Raw genomic sequence first — 25389 nt, 5'->3', positions numbered from 1 at the left:
TCTCTATTTTTCTCTAAGTGAAATGAAACCTTTAGGATCCTCTTTAATGAGATGTGAAATCTTTTTCAATGCAGCATAGAATTTCTCGATATCGCCTTTATATCGACTACTCTCCCATACTTCTTTCGCGGACAATGATTGCTGTGATGCCTGAAGTATCTCAATAATATCTTTGTTATTCATCGTAATTTTAGTTTTTTTAGGCTTTTTCTTGATTTCGTTTTTTGCAGCGGAGACCATCCTTTGCCTTTCATAAATTATTTCTGTTAATAGACTGTTTATAGAAATATCAGATGACTTTTGTGAAACGAGAAATCCGTTAAAAGCTTTTTTTAAAATACTTTGCTTTGCGTAATCCATTTGAACCTGTATTGATTGGACCTTTAAAACTGAATGGCTATATATACTCAATTGTGCATCTATCTTTTCTACAATTTTTATTTGCTCATCAAGCGAAACCAGAGGAATTATTAAGTTCGATAGAATTGAGATATTTATAGAAGCAAGATTAGTCGTCTGTTTACCACTCTTGAAAAAATATTCCCTTGCTGCTTTTGTTTTTGAGTAGTATGATATATAATTTGAATTATAGTCAGGTGATTTTGGCCTTGCCCGGAAAATATGATTTTGATGGATGCACTCATCTATTTCGCCTTGCCACACTGTACCTCTTCCCAATTTATCTCGATCTCCTCCTTCGGTATATAGAATATCACCGATAGAAAGTAAATATTTATCCTTTTCTTTTATAGGGATTCTGATGGTTTTTACATCTTCTAAGTTTAAGTAACCATCTTGGACGTTTGCCACCCTTAGATAAGGCAATTCTACTGTTTCTTTTCCTGTCAGATTGCGTCCTTTTGTTACGCCTCCTACTATTGAACAAATTTCACTCAATGAAGCCTCACGTTCTACAGTAATGCGTTTAAAGGTTTCCTCATAAAGCGCCTGTTGAAACAAATTCAGTTTTGATTGAGCTTCTTTTACTTTCTGAATACTGTCATCTAGCTCACTGAATAACTCTTCTATCTTTTGAACAATCCTTTCCTGCTCTTCAATAGGAGGTAATGGTGCTTTAATTTTAAATAACACTTGCGGATCTACATGAGGAATACCTGTACCCTTAGTGTGACTTTTTATATAACCATTGATAAACTGAAGGTAATAGTAGATATAAAGCTCTTTAACGAGGACTGGGGTAATTTTCATCAATGTAGACCCTAATGCACCCTCTTTTCCCTTGAAGACCAATCCTGACCTGGCTCCATCCCAGACCATAGCCAATGATTTCTCATCTATCAGTGTCGCGTCGGCTGCAATAGCATATTGCTTTATTTGGTTTTTTTCAAATGCTTCAATATCCAGATAGGAAATGGTATTTTCCTGCTGTTGTTTAGTAAGGGCAGTTTTTCTTCCTTTGGAAAAGAGCGCAATATCTTCCAAATGAACTAGCTGCCAGTTTTCTGGCAAATGATATAATCCTAAATCTTTGTTCATCACTAGACTTTTTCCAATAGTTCGATTTCTATAAGTTTATATGCGTCTTTTACATTATAAAGAATCCCTGGCCTCAGAAGACCTTCCATATCGGTTGCAAATTCTTTGTCAGCAGCTTTCTTTCCCATGTTATCCATAAACTCCTGTTTAGTAACGCTATGTTCCTCGTGCTCCATATAAAAATTCCAAGCTTCCAAAATTCTGGTTGAATCAATAGAAGTTTGCTTCATCGCATACCACATATCAAAAAGATCTCTTCCTTTACTACGCTGATACATAGCCCTCATTTTGGTTCCTAATAATTCTGCTAATTCGTAAGTGGGAATTAAAACCTTATTTTTGTACCATTCAGAATCCATTGTATAGCGAACCTCTTTAATGCCATAAATGGTGTGATGTTCGCGACAGTTCACTTCAACCTTCAACCGGAGGGGAATATCGTCTTCAGAATTAAATCTATAGATTAGTGTGTTGTTGTGCTGTTTTTGTTTCCTGACGGGATTGTTACCTAAAAATGATAATACCTCTCTCAGCCTATTTATAATGGGACCGAACGGTTCGGATTTGACTTGCACAAGGTCAATATCTTCTGAGTATCTAACCGCCGGTGCCAAGTGTAGCTTGTGCAACGCAGTGCCTCCCCTAAAAGCAAGCCGCTCACGGAGAAAGTCATCCTCGTAAATGGCCATCAGTGATCGTTCAATCACAAGATCTTGTTCTACCTGATAATCTTCCTGCCAGGGAGCTTTATTTCGCCATGCCGTTATATACGCTTTAGGTACCATTAATCAACTTCTATTTCTATGTTCTGTACAACCTTCCAATCATTCCCAGTAATCATATCCACTTTTTCTTTTTGTGGCCTAAGTAAGACCGGAAAATGATTAACCGTATTTAGATACCCTTTCAGGGGTGCACTGAAGTCCTTTAATCCTAATATTTCATCAAATAGGAACCCCAAACGCTGAACGGCAGTTACCGGAGAGTACCTTGAGGCAGTCTCTACTAACTTATCAGCTTTTATAGACTCGGTTAGTTCCTCTAAAACAGTAACTACTCTGTTCATGCCTCCAGACTGCTCATAGTAATACACCAGATCTAGTGCAGTTAATTCGGGAGAAGAAATATTGATGTAACCTGTGTCAACTTTCCTCTTTATTATATCAGCTTCCGACCAATCTTTTTTTACAAGAAACTTTATTTTAAGATTGTCCTTTTCAATATCCCTTAAGCTGGGTTTTGTGGTTATTATAGAAAAGGATTGCGGTTGCTGATGAGCAGCCCCATAGTAAGCAGCCGCGTTTAATAGTGCAACGTAATACTCCCGATTCAAAAATTTCATTAGATCTGAAACGAAGAAAGATGGTGGAGGCATCCCTTTGCTTCTATATTCAGGCGTTACTATAACATAAAATTCATTTCGCACCAATGCAATTTCCCGCTTTCCTTTAAGTCGCTGCAACGCTTTTTTAATTGCTTCATCGGACTGCTCAAATTTGTGTCTCACTTCGCCCAAAGAAAACGCATACCGCCCCGCTGAACGCAGGTCGACAAGAAAATCCTCCAAATATCCGTACTGAAGCTTCATTAAGTTGTTGTTTGTTCAAAGGGATGCTTTAAATCCCTTTTTGCAGACGTAAACTTAATTAAAATATTCATAGTTTACTATGCCTAGTCATAATAATCTATTAATAATTCAGAGTAACGCTCGAAAAATATTAAGTATAGAATTTCGCCGTGGTTTATGAAAAAAGGCATATCCTATCACAGTTCTTCAGATAAAATAAATAAGATTTCTCGTGAAAACCGTTAAATATTAGCTCAAGACGGCATTATAATTTCAGAAGAACAAGCTAAAATTATTCTTGATTTTATGGAGAGAGGACAAAATAGTCATTGACCAATATTTGAACGAGATTAAATTAGAAGGGAAAACAGAACTTTAATATACCTACCCACCTACTGGTACTCGAACTTTGAACCACTTGTAAATCAATACATTTGAAGATCTTGCCGTTGTTTGCAACGTTTAATCGAACTAAAAAGCCTTCAAATCAATGATCTGAAGGCTTTTTAAATTTTTGTGATCCCGCTGGTACAAAACTCGAACTATTTAATTTCTGATTTGAAGCTTATGGTAGATATTTTAGCGGCATAAATTATTCTATGTGGGCTATAATTCAGCGGTGTCAATAATATGAAGTTTAGATTATAAATAACTCTAAGCCTAAAACTTTAATTTTTTCTGTATTATTAACTAAAGCTTACTCTTTTGGAAAGGCAATTGTCTTTTACTAAGCATCATTGGGTTTTAAGTCTTATTTTTCCACCTTGAAGTAGCTTTGCCATTGTCTTGCCTGCCATCGTAATGATAAAAAAACAGCAATCTCTAATTGAGCATCCTAAACTCTATAGGTGAATAACCAACACGCTGTTTGAACAATCGGGTAAAATGCTGTGGATACTTAAAGCCCAACTCATAAGCCACCTGACTAACTGTTTTACTTGTATCAAATATCTTTTCTTTGGCGATGCTGATCACTTTTGACTGTACATACTCCTGAGCCGTTTTACCAGTTTCCTTTTTAATCAGGTCTCCGAAATAGTTTGGAGATAAACTGAGTTCGTCTGCGCAGTAGGCAACAGTAGGCAGACCTGTGGTTTGTGGTTTATCCGATTGAAAATACTCATTCAATAAATTTTCAAACCTTTCCAAAACGCCCTTGTGAACATTGTCGCGGGTAATAAACTGGCGGTCATAGAAACGGACACAGTAATTAAGCAGCAGCTCGATAGTTGATACAATCAGCCGTTTGCTGTGCTTATCAATAGGATGTTCAAGCTCATAGTCAATCTTGGAGAAACATTCCAGCACAATTTTACGTTCACGTTCAGAGAGATGAAGTGCCTCGTTCGACTGATAGCCGAAGAAGCTGTACTCCTGGATATGTCTTCCCAAGGAAGTGCCATGTATCAAATCGGGATGAAAGACAAGCGCATAGCCTTTGGGCTGGTAAGTTTCTCCTGTGTTTTCAACGCTGACTACTTGTCCCGGAGCAATAAACACCAATGTCCCTTCCTGGTAATCATAAGTATGCCGGCCGTAGCGCAGGTCGCCGCATTTTATTTCTTTTAAAAAGACGGTATAAAATCCGAAATACATATTGGAGGCCTGCCGGGGATTTGCCTTCGACATATCAATCACGCTTACCAGCGGGTGAAGCGTTTCTGTATTGTTAAAAACATTGTAGTCATTTATAGTCTCAAACCTTTTCATGCTATTCATGCCCTGTTATTTTTCTCATTCAAATTTACCGCTTTATTTATCCCGGAACTACTCTCAGAGTTCCAATCAGTAATATTGGTAAACATATCCGTAATCTGTATAACAATTTAAAGAACAAGAGGCCGGAACTTTGTATTGTTTATCAGAGGCAGATACTTATAGAAAAATATTATGGAAAAAGCAGTGTTAAACAACGGCGTTGAAATGCCCATCTTAGGATTTGGCGTTTTTCAGGTAACAGATTTAGAAGAATGTGAAAGAAGCGTTGTTGACGCTGTCGAAACAGGTTACCGCCTTATCGATACGGCTCAATCCTACATGAATGAAGAAGCTGTTGGCAGAGGCATCAAAAACAGCGGTGTGCCGAGGGAAGAACTTTTTATCACCACCAAGCTTTGGATACAATCCAATGGTTATGAAGGAACAAAAAAGGTTTTTGAAAATTCATTGAAGAAATTGCAAGTAGACTACCTGGATTTATACCTTATTCATCAGCCCTATGGCGATGTATATGGTGAATGGAGAGCGATGGAAGAGCTATACAAAGAAGGAAAGATCAGAGCCATCGGCGTTTCCAACTTTCAGCCGGACAGGCTTATGGATTTGATTATTCACAACGAAATTGCTCCGGCAGTCAACCAGATTGAAGTAAATCCTTTCAATCAGCAGATTGATGCACAAAAGTTTTTACAGGAAAACAAGGTACAGATTGAAGCATGGGCTCCATTTGCAGAGGGAAGAAACGATATTTTTAAAAACGAGCTGCTGCTTTCCATTGCTGCGAAATATCAGAAAAGCGCTGCCCAGGTCATTCTTCGATGGATTTCCCAAAGAGGAATTGTTGTTCTTTCAAAATCGGTTCGCAAAGAAAGAATGGAAGAAAATCTAAATGTGCTTGACTATGAATTAAGTGCTGAAGATATGGAAGCCATCCAGATACTGGACACAAAAACGAGCAGCTTCTTCGACCACCGCGACCCGGCAATGGTAAAATGGCTTGGAGAAAGAAAATTGGATAACTAAACCCGCTAACAAAGAAAAGCATGGAAAAGAGAGAATTAGGAAAAAGCGGATTGGAAGTATCCGCTCTTGGTTTGGGTTGTATGGGATTAAGTTTTGGTTTAGGTCCTGCAATAGATAAACAAGATGCCATTAAATTAATCAGAAAAGCCTTTGAACTCGGCGTTACTTTTTTTGATACCGCCGAAGCGTATGGGCCTGGTGCAAATGAAGAATTATTAGGCGAAGCGTTGCAGCCATTTCGAAAAGAAGCAGTGATTGCCACCAAATTTGGTTTCAGGGAAGGTAAAACAGCTTTAGGAACCGACAGCCGTCCGGAAAATATAAGAGCGGCTGCGGAAGCAGCATTGAAACGTTTGAGAACAGATGTTATTGATTTATTTTATCAACACCGTGTTGACCTCAATGTTCCCATTGAAGATGCTGCAGGAACAGTGAAGGACTTAATCAAAGAAGGAAAAGTAAAACACTTTGGTCTTTCAGAAGCAGGTGCCGGGACCATTCGTAAAGCACATGCTGTGCAGCGGGTAATGGCACTGCAGAGTGAATATTCGCTTTGGTGGAGAGAACCGGAAAAAGAAATCATTCCAACATTGGAAGAACTTGGAATTGGCTTCGTTTCATTCAGCCCGCTTGGTAAAGGTTTTCTTACAGGAAAGATTGATGAAAACACCACGTTTGATAAAAGTGATTTTCGAAATACTGTTCCGCGTTTTTCTGAAGAAAACAGAAAAGCGAACCAGGTATTAGTTGATTTGTTAGGCAGGATTGCAAATGAAAAAAATGCAACGAATGCGCAAATAGCATTAGCCTGGCTGCTGGCGCAAAAGCCCTGGATTGTTCCTATTCCCGGCACTACCAAACTGCACCGGCTGGAAGAAAATATTGGAGCGGCTGAAATCAAATTAACGGAGAATGACCTCAAAGAAATTGATGATGCAGTTTCAAAAATTGAAGTACAGGGTGCCCGTTATCCGGAGCAGGCGCAAAAAATGGCGGGTCGTTAAGCAGGCAGAAATAAATTACTTAAGTAAAATATCAAAAAGAAGAACCATGAAAAAAGCACTGTATTTAATGATTTTATTATCTGCCATTCTTTCCAGCAGGATAACGGCACAAGAGACGCCTGTATTTCCAAAAGGTAAAATAGCTGCGAACACTGATAATTACACCGGAACTGTATGGCTGAGTGAATTGGCCGAGCCTGACAGCATCTTTAATCTTAGTTTGGCGCAGGCAGCATTTGCACCCAGCTCAAAGCTAGACTGGCACATTCATCCTGCAGGGCAATATTTACTTATCACGGAAGGCGTCGGTTATTACCAGGAAAAGGGCAGACCAATTCAAATAGTTCATAAAGGAGATGTCATAAAATGCCTTCCCGGCGTAGAGCATTGGCACGGCGCATCGCCCAGCAGCAGCTTTGCATATATCGGCGTTACGCCAACTCAAAAAGGAAAAACAATATGGCAGAAAAGAGTAACAGATACAGAATATAACAGCGTAAAACCTCCGGTTGTCAATAACACAAATGCAGAAGAGGAAATCAAAAGCCTTTCACAAAAGAAATGGCAATGGATGGCAGACAAAAATGTGGATTCTTTAAATGCACTGTTCGATGAAAAATCCGTTTTCGTACATATGGGAGGCAGCTGGGGAAAAACTTCTGAACTCAACATTATCAAAAGCGGCGGGATTTGGTATAAGAAAGCCGATATCCATTCAGTCTCTGTAAATATAATCGGCAGCACTGCTATCCTGTTAAATAACATCACCTTACTGGCTGTGGTAGGCGGCAATGAAGTAACCAATCCCTTTATCGTTACTGAAGTATATATTAAAGAGAACGGCAGATGGATGTTAGACTCCTTGTCGTTTACTAAACTGCTTAGGCCTAACGATACACAACATTGAGGCAGGCACCTTTAATCTATCAGCAGCATGTCTCACTGTGAATAAAAAAGACATTAATGAAAACAACCACCTATATGGCGCATATACTGCTGGCTTTTTTGCTTTCAGTTTCAGCTTGTTCTTCATCCCAAACAAAGGATATTAACGCTAAAATGAACACTGTTTTAGACAGCAGCAAAATATTAATTGTGTACCTGTCCCGGACAAATAACACAAAGGCAGCAGCGGAAATCATCCACAATAATGTGGGAGGAACATTGGCTGCACTTGAAATGGAAAAGCCATACCCAGAGAACTATCAAGCCATCGTGCAGCAGGTAGACAGGGAAAATGAAACAGGCTATTTACCGCCGTTAAAAACAAAGATTGCCGGCATTGAAAAATACGATGTCGTGTTTGTGGGCTTTCCTACCTGGGATATGCAATTGCCGCCGCCGGTGAAAAGCTTTTTGCATCAATATGATTTCAGCGGTAAAACCGTAATTCCATTTAATACAAACGCGGGTTATGGTGTTGGAAGCAGTTTCCAGACCATAAAACAACTGTGCCCCAACAGCAAGGTATTAGAAGGTTTTTCAACCAAAGGCGGAGTGGAAAGAGACGGAATTTATTTTGTAATGAAAGGCGAAAAAGAAAAACAGGTGCAGGACGAAGTGCAGCAATGGCTGCGAAAAATAGGGATAATTAAGTAAGTACCAGGCTGAATTGTATTACATTCAAAAAAGTTATCATGAATAAATTGAAAAAGATAAACCGAATATATTTTGCTCTTTCAGCGATTACGGCCTCTGCCCTTTTTACTGCATGTACATCAATAAAAGAAAGCACAAGCAGGGAACCGTTAATGATTCAGGAACAGGGCAGCTTTGCAGTAGGCGGAACAAAGATTACCGAACCCGGAAGCTTCGATTTGAACAGCGTTTTGAAACCCCAGGGACAGACTTTTCACGGCGACCATGCTTATGCTTTTTATCAAATTCCGGTAAAAGCCCGAAGGTATCCCCTGGTTTTTCTGCATGGAGCCGGACAGTCCAAAAAAACATGGGAAACAACACCAGACGGAAGAGAAGGTTTTCAGAATATTTTTCTTCGTAGGAAATTTCCTGTTTACCTTCTTGACCAGCCCAGGCGTGGTGAGGCGGGGAAGAGCACCGTTGCCGTAACGATTACGCCAACACCAGACGAGCAGTTCTGGTTTACGCAGTTCAGGTTAGGTAATTATCCCGATTATTTTCCAAATGTTCAGTTTCCAAAAGATTCGGCTTCCCTGGAACAGTTTTTCAGACAGATGACCCCGAACACGGGCAGTTTTGATGCCAACGTTATTTCGGATGCGGTTTCACAATTGTTTGATAAGATTGGAGAAGGCATTTTGGTTACGCATTCACAGGGGGGCAGCCCGGGCTGGTTTACGGCTGTCAAAAACGATAAGGTGAAAGCCGTAGTGGCCTATGAACCCTACAGCAGCTTCGTGTTCCCTCAAGGAGAACTGCCCCAGCCGATAAAATCCGCAGGTCTTTTTGGTGAACTGAAAGGTGTGGAAATACCCTTGTCGGATTTCATCAAGCTGACCAAAATACCAATAGTTGTTTACTATGGAGACAACATTGCCGGGGAACCGACTAAAGTATGGAATAAAGACCATTGGCGTTCAGGACTTGAAATGGCAAAGATTTGGGCTGCCACCATCAACAAACACGGGGGCGACGCAACGGTGGTACACCTGCCGAAAATCGGTATCAAAGGCAATACACATTTTGCCTTTTCTGACTTAAACAATATCCAGATAGCGGACGAATTATCCAAATGGCTAAAGGCAAAAGGGTTGGATAAGTAATATTGGCAGGTAAAACCGTAATCCATTTACCCCTTCTATCGGTTTCAGTTCAGAACTTTGTACCATCAATTTGTTTCGGAGGATAAAAAATGATAATGAGCAAGTTTTTAAAATCGGTACTATTTGTAATGGCAATAATGGTTACAATCGCTGTGAATGCCCAAACGGATACAAATCAAAATTTAAGCACGAAGCAGCAAGCCCTTGTCCGAATTGCGACAGTTACGGCAAAAGGCGATTTAGCAAAGCTGAAAACAGAACTGAATGCAGGACTTGATGCCGGATTGACCGTTAATCAAATCAAAGAAGCTATCGTTCATCTCTATGCCTATGCCGGATTTCCCCGCAGCATTCGCGGGCTGCAGACTTTTATGGCTGTCTTAAATGAACGCAAAACCAAAGGTATTAATGATGTAATAGGTGCCGAAGCATCGCCCATAAATGATAAACGCAGCAAATACGACCGGGGGAAAGCTATTTTAGACACACTTTTGGGCGCTCCGCAGAATGGTCCCAAAACCGGCTATTCGGCATTTGCCCCCGAAATAGAAATTTTCCTGAAAGAGCATCTTTTCGCTGATATTTTTGAACGGGATGTTTTAACCTATGCAGAAAGAGAGCTGGTTACCATATCAGTCCTCAGCAGCATTGGCGGCGTGGAACCTATGCTTCGTTCGCATTTGAACATCTGCCTGAATGTCGGCTTAACCCCCAGCAAATTGCAGCAATTTGTGAAAGTTATAAAAACAACCGCAGGTGAAAAAGAAGCAGAATCAGCTCAATCCGTATTGGACGAAGTGCTGAAAAACAACCATTCACAATAAAATTAAAACATAACAACATGAAAAAAATAGCATCAATCATCGCAATAGCAGCGTCAATAGCAGCTGCAGATGCGGTAAATGCACAATCGGCTCAAAAGGTACATCAACAAAATCCCTGGACTTTGGTATATGAAGGAGCCATTACCAAAAATGAAAAAGGGAAAGTAAACATTCATCCAGTTACCTATAAACTGAACGGGATTGACATTGCTGCCAATGTTTATACACCGGCCAATTATGATCCGTCAAAGAAATATCCCGCAGTAACGGTAGCACATCCTAACGGAGGTATAAAAGAACAGACAGCCGGATTGTATGCGCAGCGTTTGGCGGAAGCCGGTTACATCACCATTGCTGCCGACGCATCATACCAGGGCGCAAGCGGCGGCGAGCCTCGTCATACGGATAAACCCCAATACCGAACAGAAGACATTCACGGTATGGTTGACTTTATTTCGCAATATCCGGGCGTGGATGCGAACCGAATAGGCGCTTTAGGGATTTGTGGCAGCGGTGGTTATACTTTAAAAGCATCCCAATCAGATAAACGCATTATGGCCGTTGCCACTTTGAGCATGTTCAACTCAGGTGAAGTAAGACGCAATGGCTTTCAAAATTCCCAGTTAAACACTATTCAGGAACGCTTGAAACAAGCTTCGGATGCCCGTGCGCAAGAAAAAGCGGGTGGTAAAATCAAGGAAGATGAGCGGATAGAAACAGGTGGCAAACCTCTTTATTCAGGTGTGGCGAGCATCACAGATGAAGAAATTGCCAAAACCCGGACGGATTTATATCGTGAAGGATACGAGTACTATTACAGAACTCATGCACATCCCAATTCAACCTTTTTATACACCACGAGCAGCCTGATGGATTTAATGACCTGGGATGCCACCGACCAAATCGAATTAATCAACCAGCCTTTGCTCATGATGGCTGGCAGTAAAGCCGATACAAAATACATGACTGATGAAGCGTTTGCCAAAGCAGCCAATGCGAAAAATAAGGAACTTTTTGTGATTGATGGCGCTACGCATATACAAACGTATTGGAAACCCGAATATGTAGAGCAGGCAGTAAACAAATTAACCAGTTTCTTTGGTAAGAATCTTTAATAATTATGATGAAAAGATATAAATACTTAATGATAATCGCTGTTATATCCATTGTCATTACTTCCTGCACACAATCAGCAAAGCAGGAACAGACAGTTATTAAGAATGACAAAATATTTCCGCGGGGTGAAAAAATCACCAGCAGCAATTTCATAGGTACCGCCTGGCTAAACTCGTTGGTTGAAGCTGACAGTGTCAACCAGAACGCGGCAGGAAGTGTAACCTTTGAAGCGGGCGCAAGGACCAATTGGCATAGTCATCCGGCCGGGCAGATTATATTGGCTTTAGAAGGCGAAGGATATTATCAGGAAAAAGGACAACCAAAGAAAGTTCTCCATAAAGGCGATGTGGTAAAGTGCCCGCCTAATGTCCCGCACTGGCATGGCGCAAGTGCGAATAAAGAATTTATTCAGGTGGCCATAACAGGAAGAGAAAAAGGGCCAACAGAATGGCTGAAACCTGTCACAGAGGAGGAATATTCAAAATAAATCAAGTATCATCTTAAATTTAAAAAATGAACAGTCAATATAATGCTGCTTCACCAAGCCCCTACTTACACATGTACTCTGCTATAAATGCTTGTTTTGTTGGACGGAACAATATTTTATTGATGTTTACGTCTTCCGGTTGACTGATAGTAAAAGCGACCATTCTTGCAAAGGAATCTGCCGGAATTGCAAAGTTTTCATAGAAATCCTTGATGCCCTTGAACAACATCTTCTTCCGTAATGATGTTTGACAGTTCTGTTGCTACTGCTCAAGGTGAAATAATGGATGTGCGAAGATTATACTCTTTCACTTCCTGGTATAGCCCTTCGGAAATAACCCGCACAGCATGTTGGGCAATAGCTGCATAAAAATAATATTAGTCTCTGTCTATTATCAGCCCTTAATCTGCTACCTCATTTCGTCACTTGAATCAAGTAAATGATTGTATTTCAGAATTGTTGTCAAGGACAAACAAAAACCACCTTTCAATTTAATGCATCTAAGCAGAAAGATTCTTCTCATTGGATTTGTAATCCCGATACCGCAATTATTATTTAAAAATTGAGAGACTGATTCAAGCGCGGCTTTCAGAGAAGTTGATATTTTTTAGGTTACATTTAATATTAGAAAATAGCCGTCTAAAAAGACAGCTATTTCTAATTTAATTCACTAATCGAATCAGAATTAATATTATTTATTAAAACTCTTTTTAAGTTCATCGGCTGCCATGTTCTCTGCTTGTTCTGCATCCGGTACTACAGCACCCATTCCAAAAAATTCATGAGTAACTCCTTCAAAAGTTTTTTGCGTTACTGTAACACCTGCCGTCTGCAATTTATCGGCCAACATTTCTCCTTCACTTTGTAAGGGGTCAAGCTGAGCAGAAATTATAGTAGTTGGAGGTAAACCTGCCAAATTTGCTCCTACCAAATTAATTAAGGGATTATGACCTGCTTCAGCATCAGGCAAATACTTTGCAAAAAACCATTCCATTAAAGGCTTATTTAGAGGCTTTGAAGTAACATATTTATTGTAAGAAGCCGTTGTAGTATCAATACCGGCAATTGGATAAACAAGTACTTCATGAACAGGTAATGCAATACCATTATCTCTTGCCATTATACTTACTGCTGCTGCTAAATTACCTCCGGCACTTTCTCCTACAACTGCAACTTTTGTCGGATCGCCATTAATTGTAGAAGCATTATTCAGCACCCATTGATAAGCCGCATATGAATCATTATGAGCAGTTGGAAATTTATATTCTGGCGCCTGCCGGTACGCAACAGATACCAAGACGGCACCTGCTTTGTCTGCCAAAGCGCGGGCGGAGGCATCATAAGTGTCCAGGTTAGCAATTACCCAGCCTCCCCCATGATAATAAACAATTACAGGGAAAGGGCCATTTCCTGATTGTGGCGTGTAAACACGCAGATGGATAGAACCACCTTGAACAGGAATATTTTTGCCTGTAGTATCAACATTAGTATGCGGCATAGAAATGCCATTTTCTTGCATTACAGCCTTTAAAGCATCTGCAAATGAGGGCTGCTTTCTTGCTTCCTGTGCAGTGAGTGTTGTTAAAGGTGGTGCACCAAAACTTGCAAGTTTTTCAATTACAGCCTGCATTTCCGGCTTAATATTAGGAGCCCATTCCGGTTTTGGACCTGTAGGAGTAACTTTGGGTTCATCATTCTTTTTCTTACAAGATGATAAAACCAAGATACCGAGTATTGCTACAATCAGTCCTTTATAAAAGACATGACTGAAAGCACTGTAACCTTTTGATATCTTTTTTTCGGTGGTTAAATACTTTGTTTTCATAAAATAGATACTAAATAATTTATAATATTATGTAGGTATAAAATAATCGTACCAAACAGGTGTTGATTTAAAAAAATAACAATCCTCCTAATCAGGTTTAAAAAGTTTTTATAAATAATACTATCAAAAGGATTGAGTCTGAAGACAGAAACACATTAATTGAGCAGAGTGTAGGGCTTGAAGTTGCTTCCACTATAAAATAATTTCCAACTAAACGCCCTCGTTAGCGCTTATTTTTTATTATAGCAGTTTCTTGGCGAGATTTGCAAATCTTAAAAACTAATGGTAAAATTCCAGTATTTTAATAAGGTAATTTTTATCAATCAAATACTCAGAGAATCCACAATCTTCTCCAGTATGTGTTATACTAAATTTTTTTAAAGACGGATAAATTCCAATTATTAATGAAAACTTTTAGCATATCACTGATAAATTCCTTTGAAAGCAGTTCAATCAAAGATGACAAGCTTGAACGAATGGCGGTTAAAACCAAGGATTCAAATTTTACTGTAATTAAGGATATGGAAAATACGAATATATTTCTGACGGATTGCGGGGAAATGAGTTTTAACGATTTAAAGCAAGTGTTAGAATTATTTATTAGGTTAAACAGTATTAAAAGTTTTCCATCTAATAAAATTCCATAAGATCCTACCAGATTTCTTAAAATTCGTAACAGTAACCTACTAAGATCGTAGTAGGAGTTTCTAGTCTCATTTCTAAAAAACTTCCTATCAAACCAAGCAATCAAGCTATTGATACTTATTATCAGATGTCATTACGAGAAACTCTGTAAATAACTCCATTAGTATCATCTGAAACGAGTAAAGAACCGTCAGGATGTACAGCTAAGCCAACTAATCTTCCAAAATGAGCTCTGTTGTTATTAATAAGAAATCCGGTTAGAAAATCATCAAAACGGACTGGTTTGCCATTTTCAAAATGCAGGCGTACTACTTTATACCCCGCTGGGACACTCCTGTTCCAGGATCCCCGCATAGTAATAAAAGCATCATTCTTGTACTCTGCAGGAAATGAACTGCCGGTATAAAAAATTAGTTGCATTGGAGCTGAATGCGCCTGATAAGTTAATGTTGGAAGTGTGGTTGATTTTAAATATTGATTATAGGTTGTATCTCCTTTCGGTCTGTCGCTTGGATTATATTTGCCTTCTCCATAAATATAGGGCCATCCGTAATTTGCATCCTGCTTAATCTGATTCAGTTCTTCTTTCTGCTCCTCATCTCCAAGCCAGTCTATTCCGTGGTCCATTCCCCAAAGTTCCCCTGTTTCCGGATGCCACCCAAATCCTATTGTATTTCTCAAACCCTTTACAAAAATTTGCAGGTTAGAACCATCAGCATTAGCTCTTAAAATAGTGGCATTCTTCGCATTCGGCTCCGGGCATGAATTACATGTGCTTCCAACAGTAATGTAAAGCATTCCATCAGGTCCAAAAGCAAGCGTACGGTTAGGATGCTGGCCTCCGTCAGGTAACGTACTAATAATCAGTTGCGGTGTACCCAGAGTTCCGTCTGTATTAATATCAGCGGTATAAACATCTCTTACCGATACCATATATATTTTAGAGTTATGGATAGTGAGCCCATGCACCTGTTTAATCGTTGCTACGGTTTGCTTACTATCAGAAACTCCATCGTTATCCGTATCTTTTAAAAGCATTACAATTCCTGCTTCCCTGTCAGAAACATAAACATTTCCTGTGCTGCTTACCGTAACGATCCTTGGCTTGCCTAATTGATCTGCAAATTTTTTCACTGTAAAACCAGCCGGAACTTTTAACTGCTGAATATTTTCATCTGAAGCAGGAGCCAGAGCAGGCCTGAATACAAATCCTTTAATTTCTGTTGAGGTCGGGTCTTCTTCAGTTTCAGGAACGATTGTATCCCAAAAGCTGTCTTTTTTAGAGCAGCTATAAACTAAACCAGTAACGATGGCTGTAATAGCAAGAGTCTTGATCCAGGTTTTCATAAGTGCAAAGTTGAAGGGATTTAAAATTTAACAGGAGGCAATTGTTATTGTTATAAAAAAATTAAAAAAGTTTCTACGCACTTAACTTTCGTTTTCTATATCATGGGTATAAGTATAGGCACCTCATCAATAATGGGAATTGACAATTTTCTGCTTTGGGAAACCTGATCTGATAAACCTTCAGCGAGGACAGGATTACGAATCCGAGTACTTCAATCTTCCTTTATCTGCAATATTAAGGAAACTGTACAATGCATTTATTGTTAGTCCTTTAACATCTACTTCAAAACATTTACTCTATGAAAGCAGCAGTATTTCACAAACCCGGCGATATTACAGTTGATACGGTTGAAGATCCACGTATTGAGGATTCCGGAGACGTTATTTTAAAAGTAACCTCGACAGCTATATGCGGATCAGACCTCCATATATATGATGGCGGAGTTCCTCAGCTTAAAGACATGATTATGGGACATGAATTTATGGGCATTGTAGAGGATGTCGGATCAGCAGTTACAAGGCTTAAACGTGGCGACAGGGTGGTTGTTCCTTTTCCGATAGCCTGCGGGCATTGCTTCTTTTGCACTCACGGTGCTACGCCGCATTGTGAAAACTCCAATCATAAACATTATGGCCCCGAAGGCGATATGCTTGATGGAAAAGGAGGTGCATTGTTTGGCTATACCGACTTATATGGAGGCTATTCGGGAGGTCAGGCTGAATATGTACGTGTGCCTTATGCCGATATCAGTCCGCGTATTATTCCTGAAAACATGACTGATGAGCAGGTATTATTTTTAACCGATATTTTCCCGACCGGCTGGACTGCTATAGACTGGGCGCAGCTGAAAGGAGGGGAAGTGGTAGCCATATTTGGTTCGGGGCCTGTGGGATTAATGGCACAAAAAGCAGCCTGGTTAAATGGGGCCAGCCGCGTAATAGCCATCGACCCCTTAAATTATCGCCTTGAAAGAGCCCGTTCAGTGAATAAAGTAGAAACAATCAATCCTCATGAAGTTGACCCGATTGAAGCAATAAGGGAAATGACCGGAGGCAGAGGTGCCGATGTCTGTGTGGATGCAGTTGGATTTGAAGCTGAAAGAAATATCCTTGAAAAGGCCAAAGCAGTCGTCAATTTTGAAAAAGGAACATCAAAGGTGATTGAAAATTGTTTTAAAGCTGTTCGCCGGGCAGGAACAGTTTCGATAGTCGGCGTTTATGGTTCACCTTACGATAATTTTCCTGTCCATCGGATGTTTGATAAAGGGATCACAATAAAACAGGGCCAGGCGCCGGTGCAAAATTATATTGATCATTTACTTCAGTTGGTTAAAGATGAGAAAGTAGTGCTTGATGATATCATTTCACACACACTTCCTTTAGATCAGGCATCCCATGCCTTTGATATATTTAAAAACAAAGAAGACGATTGTGTTAAAGTGATATTAAAACCCTGATTGAATTCCAGGTATGCGAAAGGTCATGCTGAGCCTGTCGAAGCAAGGCGTGTAAGGCAACCATCCACGCACCATGCACTTCGACAAGCTTAGTGTAACTGCATTAACACTGGCTTTTACATACCCTCAATTTTACTTTTTATCAGCAGGAGCCTGCTGCTTATTCATCTGCTCGGCGGATATACTATCGGGAAGTACTTTTCCCATTCCAACCATCATCTTATTCTTAAATCCGGAGATAATACTGCCCTCTCCAGCCAATAAAGCATCATAACCATCTTTTGCTACTGTTGCAGGATCAGCCATTTTGCCTTCCTGCACAAGTTTAGAGCTTTCCATGTCGGCTTTATTGAAAAAGTCTGTATCCGTAGTTCCGGGCAGCAGGCAGGTAACGGAAACTCCGGTATCTTTAAGCTCATTCCGGATTGCTTCAGTCCATGAATTTACAAAGGCTTTCGTTCCATGATATACAGATTGCCACGGTCCTGGAGCTTCGCCCGCTATCGAACCCACATTCAGTATCTTCCCGTCCTTTCCCTGTATCATATCTTTTAAAAAACATTTTGTAAGCGCCACATAAGCGCCGATATTCAATTGGATAATATCCAGTTCGCGGTTAATATCTGTTTCTGCAAACTTTCCGAATTCTCCCTGCCCCGCATCATTTACTAAAACATCAACCCGAATGCCTTTGGCTTTCGCTTCATCATATATTTCAAAAGGAGCTTCCCGTTTAAATAAATCTTTGGCAATAGTAACCACTTCAACGTTATACTGCTGTTTTAATTCCTGCGATGTTTTTTGCAGCTCCTCTTCGCTGCGGGCCACAATTACCAGGTTAAACTGATCTTTGGCAAAGAGTTTAGCCAGTTCATAGCCGATTCCGCTTGTTGCACCGGTTATCAGTGCATATTTTTTATTTGCTGTCATGATTATAATACTTTATTTTTTCAACTTAATTTACTGATAGAAATTCCTGATTTCTTCAACCGGACGTGCATGCCTCTCTAACCAGCTGCTTACATATTCAGCGACTTCCTCCCATCCGGGCTGCCCGCATATAAAATGGCCTCGATTTGTAAACTCTCTAAAATCAGTAATGCTGTTTTCGTCTTTGTAGGCTTTATAGTTTTTTTCACTTAAAGATGCAGGGATGATTTGATCTTTTTCGCCGGCTATAAACAATAAAGGGACATGCGGCAGTTCCAGATCTATCTGTCCTGCCTCTCCCATACAATCGCGCAGTACGTTCCGGCTGTCGTGTGTGGCAAACTGCTCGTAGGCCGATTTCGTCTCTTCCATGCTCATGGTATTGCAGAAAGAGCTGTGAAAGGTTTCCAGATCCATATAAAAAGGATCGTTCCCTTTTAAGGGATTGGTAATAGCCATACTATTCTTAAAGAAGGCCCAGTCAAAATCAAGCATGGCATTAGGAGCCACAGAATCAATGGCAATACCCATTTGTGCCATGTTCCGATTGACAAGCAGCTGAACAATCAATCCACCTACTGAATGGCCTATTACACTAGGTTTTTCATCCAGTTTTAAAACCTCTTCCTCAATCTTTCCCACAATATCATTAAGGGAAAGATCGCCTAAACCTGCAGGTGGATTTTGACGTAAACTTGCCGGTTCGCCTTCATGTAAAGGCCAGGCAGGGGCTAAACAATTGTAACCTCGCTGACTAAAGAAATCGACCCACTTTTGCCAGCTTTTGGGATTCTGAAACATCCCATGAATAAAAAGGATGGTGTTTTTCATATGATAGATATTTTCCTGTCAAGACAGAGGAGCACGTATTTTATCGGTTATACCGCAGATGATGCCATTCTTTTAAGTTCCGTTTCATCAGTTAAATCAAGGCGTAACGGAGTTATTGAAACAAAATTAGATTCTACGGCCCAGCGGTCTGTACCTTCTTCGGCAGGTTCAAGTGGTTTTACTGTGAACCAGTAATGCTTTCGTCCCATAGGATCTGTTCCCGGAATTATACTGCCATCATATAATCGGACAGACTGTCGGGTCCAGTGTATGCCTTCAGGCTTTTCCGGAAAATTTACGTTATAAAGCCCTAACCCTTTTCTTTCAAGCAACATTGCCAGTGTTTTTTCTACATAGGGTTCAAGAAGTTCAAAATCAGGTTCCGTCTTGTTAACAGGGGTACTTAATGCTATTCCTTTTATGCCCAGGAGTACGGCTTGCTTTGCTGCTGCTAACGTCCCTGAATGCCACATTGAATTCCCCAGATTGGGACCCAGGTTTATTCCCGACAGAACTACATCTGTATTGGTCCATAAATGAGATCCTAAGGCTACACAATCTGCAGGAGTACCGTTTACCCTGTATGCTTCAATCTCTCCAAAATTTATAGGTGACTTTTTATAACTGAGGGGCCTGGAATGAGTAACGGCATGGCCCATTGAAGATTGCTCTACATCAGGAGCAACTACCCGTACTTCTCCAAACTTAGAGGCTGTCCTGGCTAACGCAGCAATTCCAGGGCTGTATATTCCGTCATCGTTTGTTACTAAAATCCTCATCGCTTATAATAATGTTTTATAGTGCCAACCATTAAAACTGTTTCCTGTTTCAATAAATACTTATTTAGATTTTACCTGATGAAACTAACCACCCTTTTACATAATTCGAAAGCAGGAAGAGGAAAATATACCCCGGCTAATTTAATTTCTATCATACAGTCACAAGGATTTCAGTGCACAAATACAGCAATTAAGAAAAGCGTTTTAAAAAAGCTTACTCCTGCAATTGACTTTCTTGTTGTTGCCGGCGGAGATGGTACTCTTCGAAAAGTGGTATCTAAACTGTTAAAAAGAAAACTTTTAGATAAACATTTCCCGATTGCCTTACTTCCTACCGGTACAGCAAATAATTTTGCTAAAACCTTAGGCATAAATGGAAAGGATGAAGAGATTATTGAAGGATGGAAAAATGCTGAGATTAAAAAGGTTGATGTGGGAAAAATCTATAACATTCCCGAAGCTCAGTTCTTCTTAGAAAGCTTTGGTTATGGGCTTTTTCCACGGCTAATGAAGGAAATGAAAGGACTGGACAAGAAGTTGAAAGATACGCCCGAAAAGAAAATGAAAATGGCCTTACAGGTGCTTGATGAACTGATTACTGAATATGAACCAAGCTTTTGTAAATTAGAAGTGGACGGAGTAGATTATTCAGGGGAGTATATTCTGGTGGAGATAATGAATACAGCAACTATCGGCCCTAATCTTAATTTCGCTCAGGATTCTGACCCCGGAGATGGTGTACTCGAAGTAGTTTTAATAAAAGCCAGTCAAAAGGATGCTTTTTCGTCTTACATAAGAAAAAAAATAGAAGGTGTTGAAGAACCTTTTCGGCCCCTGATTATTAAGGGAAGAAATATAAAATTATTATGGGAAGGAAATGATGTACACGTTGATGATGAGCTTATTGAAATTCGTAATCCCGCCGATGTAACTATAGAACTTCATCCAGGGCTATTAGAATTTTTAGTACCCAGCATCCTTTAGAAAGTTCTTCAAATAAAAAGATTTTTCAATAAACCAATTGCTGTTTAGATGAGTTATCAAATCAAACATCAAGGAGTTTTTCGCTATGAATGAAGAAAATAAAATCAGCCGCCGTACAGTTATCAGCGGTTTAGGAGTGGGCTTAGCTGCTGCTGCAGTTTCGCCTACAATTGGATCAGAAAGAGCATCTTATCTCCAACTGAACGAATCTCAGAAATTGGAAGATCCAACTACCAAATATCCAAAGCCACCCTTTAAAGGGCAGTCTCAACCATGGCCCGGCCTGGCCGGCCAAATGGACCCACGCCCGGATCACGGAGAAAAAAGTTATAAAGGATCAGGCCGCTTACAAGGCAGAAAAGCCCTGATAACCGGAGGAGACTCCGGAATGGGACGTGCTGCTGCAATTGCTTATGCTCGTGAAGGAGCTGATGTGGCCATAAATTATCTTCCCGCTGAAGAACCTGATGCACGGGAAGTTATCGCCCTTATTAAGACAGAGGGGCGAAAGGCAGTTGCCCTTCCCGGAGATATTAGAGATGAAGCATTTTGTCAGAAACTGGTAGCAGATGCGGTAAAGGCTCTTGGCGGTCTTGATATTTTAGTAAGTAATGCTGGCCGGCAGCAAACTCATGAATCAATCCTTGACATCTCTACTGAGCAGTTTGACTGGACGATGAAAACGAACATCTATGCGCCCTTCTGGATAATTAAAGCCGCTCTTCCCCATTTAAAACCCGGGGCTGTAATTATCGGAACTACATCTGAACAAGCAACAGACCCTTCAGCTGAACTCTATGATTATGCTCAGACTAAAGCTGCTACAACAAACTATGTAAGATCTCTTGCCAAACAACTGGCACCAAAAGGCATTCGTGTTAATGGAGTTGCCCCGGGGCCTATCTGGACACCTTTGCAGGTAAGCGGAGGAGCTACCCAGGAAAAATTGAAAAGTTTTGGAGGAGATACTCCTATGGGAAGACCAGGTCAGCCAGCTGAACTCGCGTCCATTTATGTTCAACTTGCAGCGAGTGATGCTAGTTATTCAACAGGACAAGTTTATGGTGCCGCTGGTGGAAAGGGACAGCCTTAAGAGCTTTTAAGGTCCTCCTTATTTTCTGAGTTTAGCTTAACACTCCCTAAGCTGTTAAATAACGGCTATCCGCTGTCTTTACTCTTTACTTTGAGGGATAAATAAAACTTTAAATAAATAAAGAGCCTTAAGTGGCTCTTTCCCCAAAACAATATTCTCAGTTGTTCTTATTTTTCTTTATTTTTAATTTCAGTTACTTCCTTTCTTATCTCGGAAGCCATTGTTTTGATTTCCTGCAAACCTTTACGAACCCGTGTTCCAGCAGCTTTACTATTCTTGTTATAAAATTTGTCAGCATCTTGTTCTATCGATGCAACCAGGCTTTTTAATTGATTGAATTTGTCCATTTTTTCTTGATTTTAATACACTAATATAATTTTTCTTTATTACTTGAGTACTGCTGCCATAAAAAGAAACCTATTCGATCTGTTTTTTAAGCTCTGCCTTACTGGGCAATACTGATTTATATTCTTTAGCAAATATCTGCTCGTTATTTTCAGGTAAGGTAAACTCAATAACTGTTCTGTTTTCTTCTTTACAAAGAATAATGCCAATAGTCGGACGCTCTTCCGGCAGCTTGATCTTTCTGTCATAGTAATTTACATACATCTGCATCTGCCCAATGTCCTGATGAGTTAGTTTCCCAATTTTCAGATCGAAAAGTACGAAGCACTTTAATAACCTATTGTAAAAAACCAGATCAACAAAAAAGCTGTCTCCTTCAAATGTAAATCTCCTCTGCCGCCCCTCAAATAAAAAGCCTTTCCCAAGCTCTAACATAAAATGCTCCAGCTTATTAATGATAGCTCTTTCCAGATCGCTCTCCGAATATCGGCTGTCCTCTTTTAATTCGAGAAACTCTAATACATAATGACTCTTTAAAGCATCAATAGGTTTTTCTAAAATTTGTCCTTTCTCAGCTAACCGCTTGATGCCTTTTTTGTCTTTCCCCAATGCCAGTCTTTCAAAAAGTGCTGAATTATACTGTCGCTGTAATTCCCTGACTGACCAATTATTTTGCGTAGCTTCTATCTCGTAAAAATCCCGTTCGTCTTCATCCTTGATTTTAAGTAATTGAATATAATGTGTCCAGCTTAATGAAAATGCAGATTTCAATTGCCCAATCAATAATTGGGTTTTTACACTTTTTTCGAATTGCCCAATCACTGATTGGGTAATTCGGTTCTGATAGGTAATAAAGAAAACTCGCATATATTCCAAATTTGATTTAGAATAGCCTCTTCCAAATTCATTTGAAAGAGCTTTGCTTAAATGCACTATAGTTTTATCAGCATAGGCGGCTCTGTCCTGACCCTGCTGTTCATCCTCAACAATCATTTTGCCTATTTGGAAATAAGTAAGCACCATCATGGTGTTAACATTACGAACCACAATTTTTTGTGCTTCAACAATCAAAGACCTGATATTTTGGAGTAAGGCAGGTTTATCCTTTTCAGCTTTCATAATCTAAATAACTAAAATTTTATTGATACACATCCAATATTAAGAGTAAGGTTAAAGGTTTAATTTCCTTTACGAATAATCAAATGGGATAAGGCCGGATCATTCAAAACCCTTTCCATCTCCGACTGAATAATATCCTGCACATCCTGTTTAATCTGTAAATAATTCCGTTGAACCATAGCCTGATCCAACTTACGAATTACGGAAATTTCCTTATAACCATCCTGCTCTTTCTTTAAAGCTTCATGGTCGTTCTGTATCTCGCAGTGAAAAGCTTTCAGCTCAATTTTGCAACCTGGATCATCGACGGTCATACCGACAAACTCGCCGGAACTTAAAGCTGAAATCTTAGAAGCGGGTATAGCAGATTCCAGCTGCCTGGAACGGCTGATGGAAGTATCGGCACTATTAATAGAAAGGCTTTCCCTGTTCTGCATAATTCTTCCAAAACGCTCGGAAAGCTGTTTGGCTGTATCGCCGGTTACCTGCCCGCTGATGATATTGCCCGTTATGTTCATAATTACATCGGCCTGCTCTTTACCATAATCTTTACGAAGCTGGCTGAAATCCTGAACACCTAAACAAGTGGCTACTTTGTTACTTCTGGCAGTAGCAATCAGGCTGTCCATATTATTTAAATAGATAGTTGGGAACTCATCAAATATTAAACTGCTTTTTAATCTGTCTTTTTTGTTTACTAACTTAATCAATCGGGTTACATAGAGCGATAGAACAGCCCCATAGATTTGTATTTTCTGCGGATTGTTACCCATACAGATAATCTTAGGTTCTTCGGGATTATTGATGTCTAAAGTAAAATCGTTACCCGAAAGCACATAGTATAATTGGGGTGAAGAAAGCCTTGCCATAGCAACTTTAGCCGCTGCGATTTGGCCCTCCAGTTGTTCCATGACATCATTCATATAGGCGTTCACAAAAGGGTTAATCAATACTTCTATTTCTTTTTCCGTTCTTAATACAGTGAAAAGAGAATCATAATCTACCTGCATTAATTCGATAACGTGAGGGAGTGTACAAAACTCGCCATCCCTGTATTTCCGCAAATACCAGATAATGGCCGATAAAAAATTGATGGGTGATTCTACAAAGAAATCACCCTGCCGCTTGATCCATTCCCGGTTCAAACCCATTAAAATAGTACGGGCAGATTCGGCAGCATCGGTAATATCTGACATACTTTGGTGATCGAGTGGATTGCAGCGATGGCTGCGGGTTAAATCATCAAAATTGATAATAAAGAATTGGGGTGGTACGGCGTATTTGCTCTTATATCTTAACCAGGTATTGTATGCTATCTTAGATAGATCATCAAACTTAAAATCATAAACAAACATGGTAAAGCCTTTCTTAATGTGCTGTGTAATCACATGCCGGATAACAAAGTAGGATTTGCCAGCTCCCGGAGAGCCTAATACAAGTAAGCCACGAAAAGGATTGATAATATTGATCCAGCTTTTTATGATCTTATTTTTCAATTGGTACTGTGCAGGAAGGTTGATAGAATATTCATTTTCCAGAAGGCGTTCCTCTTGCGGGAAAGTCTCATTTTCCTTATTAAAAATATCCTTGTTGTTGAATTTGCTTTTTATAATTCTGGACAATAGTGTACCTCCTGAAAGGATCATCAGGAATCCAACGAAAGACAGTCCCATATAAAGTAAAGCTGCTTCCGTTATTTTTATTTTCAGCAGCAAGCACAGATAGCTGAAGAAGTAAATCAGTAGGCCAGTAATTATGTAAGCAAGTGCCGTTCGATGGTTCAGCTTTTCATTTTTTCTGCCTTTGGCTCCCATGAGGGAAATAATCAGAAAGCCTAAGGCAATCAGCTTCGATTTATGAAAACTGCTGAACAATCCTGTGTTCCTGATATTGTTAAGTAGGCGGTCGCTGAAACTGCTGGTAAACTGCCATTCGTGGAATGCGGAATAGCAGTAATAATAAAAATGGATTACTAAGATTGCGATGCTGATCAGCCTGGTCATATCCAGAATTTTCCTCAGCGCCTGTTCGTTTTCTCCTGTGTGCATAACCA

General features: G+C 39.9%; 24 protein-coding genes. 12 read left to right on the top strand and 12 right to left on the bottom strand.

The window, feature by feature from the left end:
• Nucleotides 1-3: 3 nt before the first annotated feature.
• The 4 genes from ACLCDL_RS08675 to ACLCDL_RS08660 form a co-directional block, all read right to left on the bottom strand.
• Nucleotides 4-1497, bottom strand: a complete 1494-nt coding sequence (locus ACLCDL_RS08675; RefSeq protein ID WP_423147890.1) for a restriction endonuclease subunit S — start codon at nt 1495-1497, stop codon at nt 4-6.
• A 2-nt stretch (nt 1498-1499) separates the two neighbouring features.
• Complete coding sequence (locus tag ACLCDL_RS08670; RefSeq protein ID WP_423147889.1) at nt 1500-2282, bottom strand: nucleotidyl transferase AbiEii/AbiGii toxin family protein; 783 nt, start codon at nt 2280-2282, stop codon at nt 1500-1502.
• Nucleotides 2282-3085 (bottom strand): type IV toxin-antitoxin system AbiEi family antitoxin domain-containing protein, encoded by an 804-nt coding sequence (locus ACLCDL_RS08665; RefSeq protein WP_423147888.1) that lies wholly within the window; start codon nt 3083-3085, stop codon nt 2282-2284. Before ACLCDL_RS08665 ends, ACLCDL_RS08670 begins: the two co-directional genes overlap by 1 nt.
• 801 nt (nt 3086-3886) lie before the next feature.
• The gene (locus tag ACLCDL_RS08660) at nt 3887-4774 is read right to left on the bottom strand and encodes a helix-turn-helix domain-containing protein (RefSeq protein ID WP_423147887.1); all 888 of its coding nucleotides are present in this window, start codon (nt 4772-4774) and stop codon (nt 3887-3889) included.
• A 180-nt stretch (nt 4775-4954) separates the two neighbouring features.
• On the opposite strand from ACLCDL_RS08660, the gene ACLCDL_RS08655 reads away from it, so the two are divergent.
• The 9 genes from ACLCDL_RS08655 (at nt 4955) to ACLCDL_RS08615 (ending at nt 12350) form a co-directional block, all read left to right on the top strand.
• Entirely contained in the window at nt 4955-5806 is an 852-nt protein-coding gene (locus ACLCDL_RS08655; RefSeq protein WP_423147886.1) for an aldo/keto reductase, read from the top strand.
• Between the two features lie 20 nt (nt 5807-5826).
• The gene (locus tag ACLCDL_RS08650) at nt 5827-6810 is read left to right on the top strand and encodes an aldo/keto reductase (RefSeq protein ID WP_423147885.1); all 984 of its coding nucleotides are present in this window, start codon (nt 5827-5829) and stop codon (nt 6808-6810) included.
• Nucleotides 6811-6856: 46 nt separating this feature from the next.
• Nucleotides 6857-7717 (top strand): DUF4440 domain-containing protein, encoded by an 861-nt coding sequence (locus ACLCDL_RS08645; RefSeq protein ID WP_423147884.1) that lies wholly within the window; start codon nt 6857-6859, stop codon nt 7715-7717.
• A 56-nt stretch (nt 7718-7773) separates the two neighbouring features.
• Nucleotides 7774-8409, top strand: a complete 636-nt coding sequence (locus tag ACLCDL_RS08640) for a flavodoxin (protein ID WP_423147883.1) — start codon at nt 7774-7776, stop codon at nt 8407-8409.
• A 38-nt stretch (nt 8410-8447) separates the two neighbouring features.
• Nucleotides 8448-9554: an alpha/beta hydrolase gene (locus tag ACLCDL_RS08635; protein ID WP_423147882.1), complete on the top strand. Its 1107-nt coding sequence runs from the start codon at nt 8448-8450 to the stop codon at nt 9552-9554.
• A gap of 95 nt (nt 9555-9649) precedes the next feature.
• Nucleotides 9650-10378 carry a carboxymuconolactone decarboxylase family protein gene (locus ACLCDL_RS08630; protein WP_423147881.1) on the top strand — a complete coding sequence of 243 codons (729 nt, stop codon included), beginning with the start codon at nt 9650-9652 and terminating at the stop codon, nt 10376-10378.
• 17 nt (nt 10379-10395) lie between these two features.
• The gene (locus ACLCDL_RS08625) at nt 10396-11493 is read left to right on the top strand and encodes an alpha/beta hydrolase (protein WP_423147880.1); all 1098 of its coding nucleotides are present in this window, start codon (nt 10396-10398) and stop codon (nt 11491-11493) included.
• 5 nt (nt 11494-11498) lie between these two features.
• The gene (locus ACLCDL_RS08620; protein ID WP_423147879.1) at nt 11499-11981 is read left to right on the top strand and encodes a cupin domain-containing protein; all 483 of its coding nucleotides are present in this window, start codon (nt 11499-11501) and stop codon (nt 11979-11981) included.
• 240 nt (nt 11982-12221) lie between these two features.
• Nucleotides 12222-12350, top strand: a complete 129-nt coding sequence (locus tag ACLCDL_RS08615; protein ID WP_423147878.1) for a hypothetical protein — start codon at nt 12222-12224, stop codon at nt 12348-12350.
• A gap of 322 nt (nt 12351-12672) precedes the next feature.
• Here ACLCDL_RS08615 and ACLCDL_RS08610 read toward each other — a convergent pair whose 3' ends face one another.
• Nucleotides 12673-13806 (bottom strand): alpha/beta hydrolase, encoded by a 1134-nt coding sequence (locus tag ACLCDL_RS08610; RefSeq protein WP_423147877.1) that lies wholly within the window; start codon nt 13804-13806, stop codon nt 12673-12675.
• 768 nt (nt 13807-14574) lie between these two features.
• A complete protein-coding gene (locus ACLCDL_RS08605; protein WP_423147876.1) occupies nt 14575-15798 on the bottom strand; it encodes a PQQ-dependent sugar dehydrogenase in 1224 nt (407 codons plus the stop codon).
• A 299-nt stretch (nt 15799-16097) separates the two neighbouring features.
• On the opposite strand from ACLCDL_RS08605, the gene ACLCDL_RS08600 reads away from it, so the two are divergent.
• Complete coding sequence (locus ACLCDL_RS08600; RefSeq protein ID WP_423147875.1) at nt 16098-17255, top strand: zinc-dependent alcohol dehydrogenase; 1158 nt, start codon at nt 16098-16100, stop codon at nt 17253-17255.
• A 132-nt stretch (nt 17256-17387) separates the two neighbouring features.
• Here the strand turns inward: ACLCDL_RS08600 and ACLCDL_RS08595 are convergent, their stop codons facing one another.
• The 3 genes from ACLCDL_RS08595 to surE are packed head-to-tail and all read right to left on the bottom strand — an operon-like array spanning nt 17388 to nt 19795.
• Entirely contained in the window at nt 17388-18185 is a 798-nt protein-coding gene (locus ACLCDL_RS08595) for an SDR family NAD(P)-dependent oxidoreductase (RefSeq protein ID WP_423147874.1), read from the bottom strand.
• 30 nt (nt 18186-18215) lie between these two features.
• Nucleotides 18216-19016: an alpha/beta hydrolase gene (locus ACLCDL_RS08590; RefSeq protein ID WP_423147873.1), complete on the bottom strand. Its 801-nt coding sequence runs from the start codon at nt 19014-19016 to the stop codon at nt 18216-18218.
• Nucleotides 19017-19063: 47 nt separating this feature from the next.
• Nucleotides 19064-19795 (bottom strand): 5'/3'-nucleotidase SurE, encoded by a 732-nt coding sequence (surE, locus tag ACLCDL_RS08585; RefSeq protein WP_423147872.1) that lies wholly within the window; start codon nt 19793-19795, stop codon nt 19064-19066.
• 78 nt (nt 19796-19873) lie between these two features.
• Between surE and ACLCDL_RS08580 the strand changes: the two genes are divergently transcribed.
• Both ACLCDL_RS08580 and ACLCDL_RS08575 read left to right on the top strand, forming a co-directional pair.
• Nucleotides 19874-20779, top strand: a complete 906-nt coding sequence (locus tag ACLCDL_RS08580) for a diacylglycerol/lipid kinase family protein (RefSeq protein WP_423147871.1) — start codon at nt 19874-19876, stop codon at nt 20777-20779.
• A gap of 85 nt (nt 20780-20864) precedes the next feature.
• Nucleotides 20865-21872, top strand: a complete 1008-nt coding sequence (locus ACLCDL_RS08575; protein WP_423147870.1) for an SDR family oxidoreductase — start codon at nt 20865-20867, stop codon at nt 21870-21872.
• A 167-nt stretch (nt 21873-22039) separates the two neighbouring features.
• Here the strand turns inward: ACLCDL_RS08575 and ACLCDL_RS08570 are convergent, their stop codons facing one another.
• The 3 genes from ACLCDL_RS08570 to mobC form a co-directional block, all read right to left on the bottom strand.
• Nucleotides 22040-22219, bottom strand: coding sequence for a histone H1 (locus ACLCDL_RS08570; protein ID WP_423147869.1), 180 nt, complete (start codon nt 22217-22219; stop codon nt 22040-22042).
• A 70-nt stretch (nt 22220-22289) separates the two neighbouring features.
• Nucleotides 22290-23336: a PDDEXK nuclease domain-containing protein gene (locus tag ACLCDL_RS08565; protein WP_423147868.1), complete on the bottom strand. Its 1047-nt coding sequence runs from the start codon at nt 23334-23336 to the stop codon at nt 22290-22292.
• Between the two features lie 59 nt (nt 23337-23395).
• Nucleotides 23396-25384 carry a conjugal transfer protein MobC gene (gene mobC / locus ACLCDL_RS08560; protein WP_423147905.1) on the bottom strand — a complete coding sequence of 663 codons (1989 nt, stop codon included), beginning with the start codon at nt 25382-25384 and terminating at the stop codon, nt 23396-23398.
• Between the last annotated feature and the right edge of the window lie 5 nt (nt 25385-25389).

The organism is Rubrilithobacter danxiaensis (assembly GCF_047272945.1).
Classification (GTDB): Bacteria; Bacteroidota; Bacteroidia; order Sphingobacteriales; family Sphingobacteriaceae; genus Rubrolithibacter; species Rubrolithibacter danxiaensis.
This window is presented reverse-complemented; position numbering and strand designations above follow the sequence as displayed.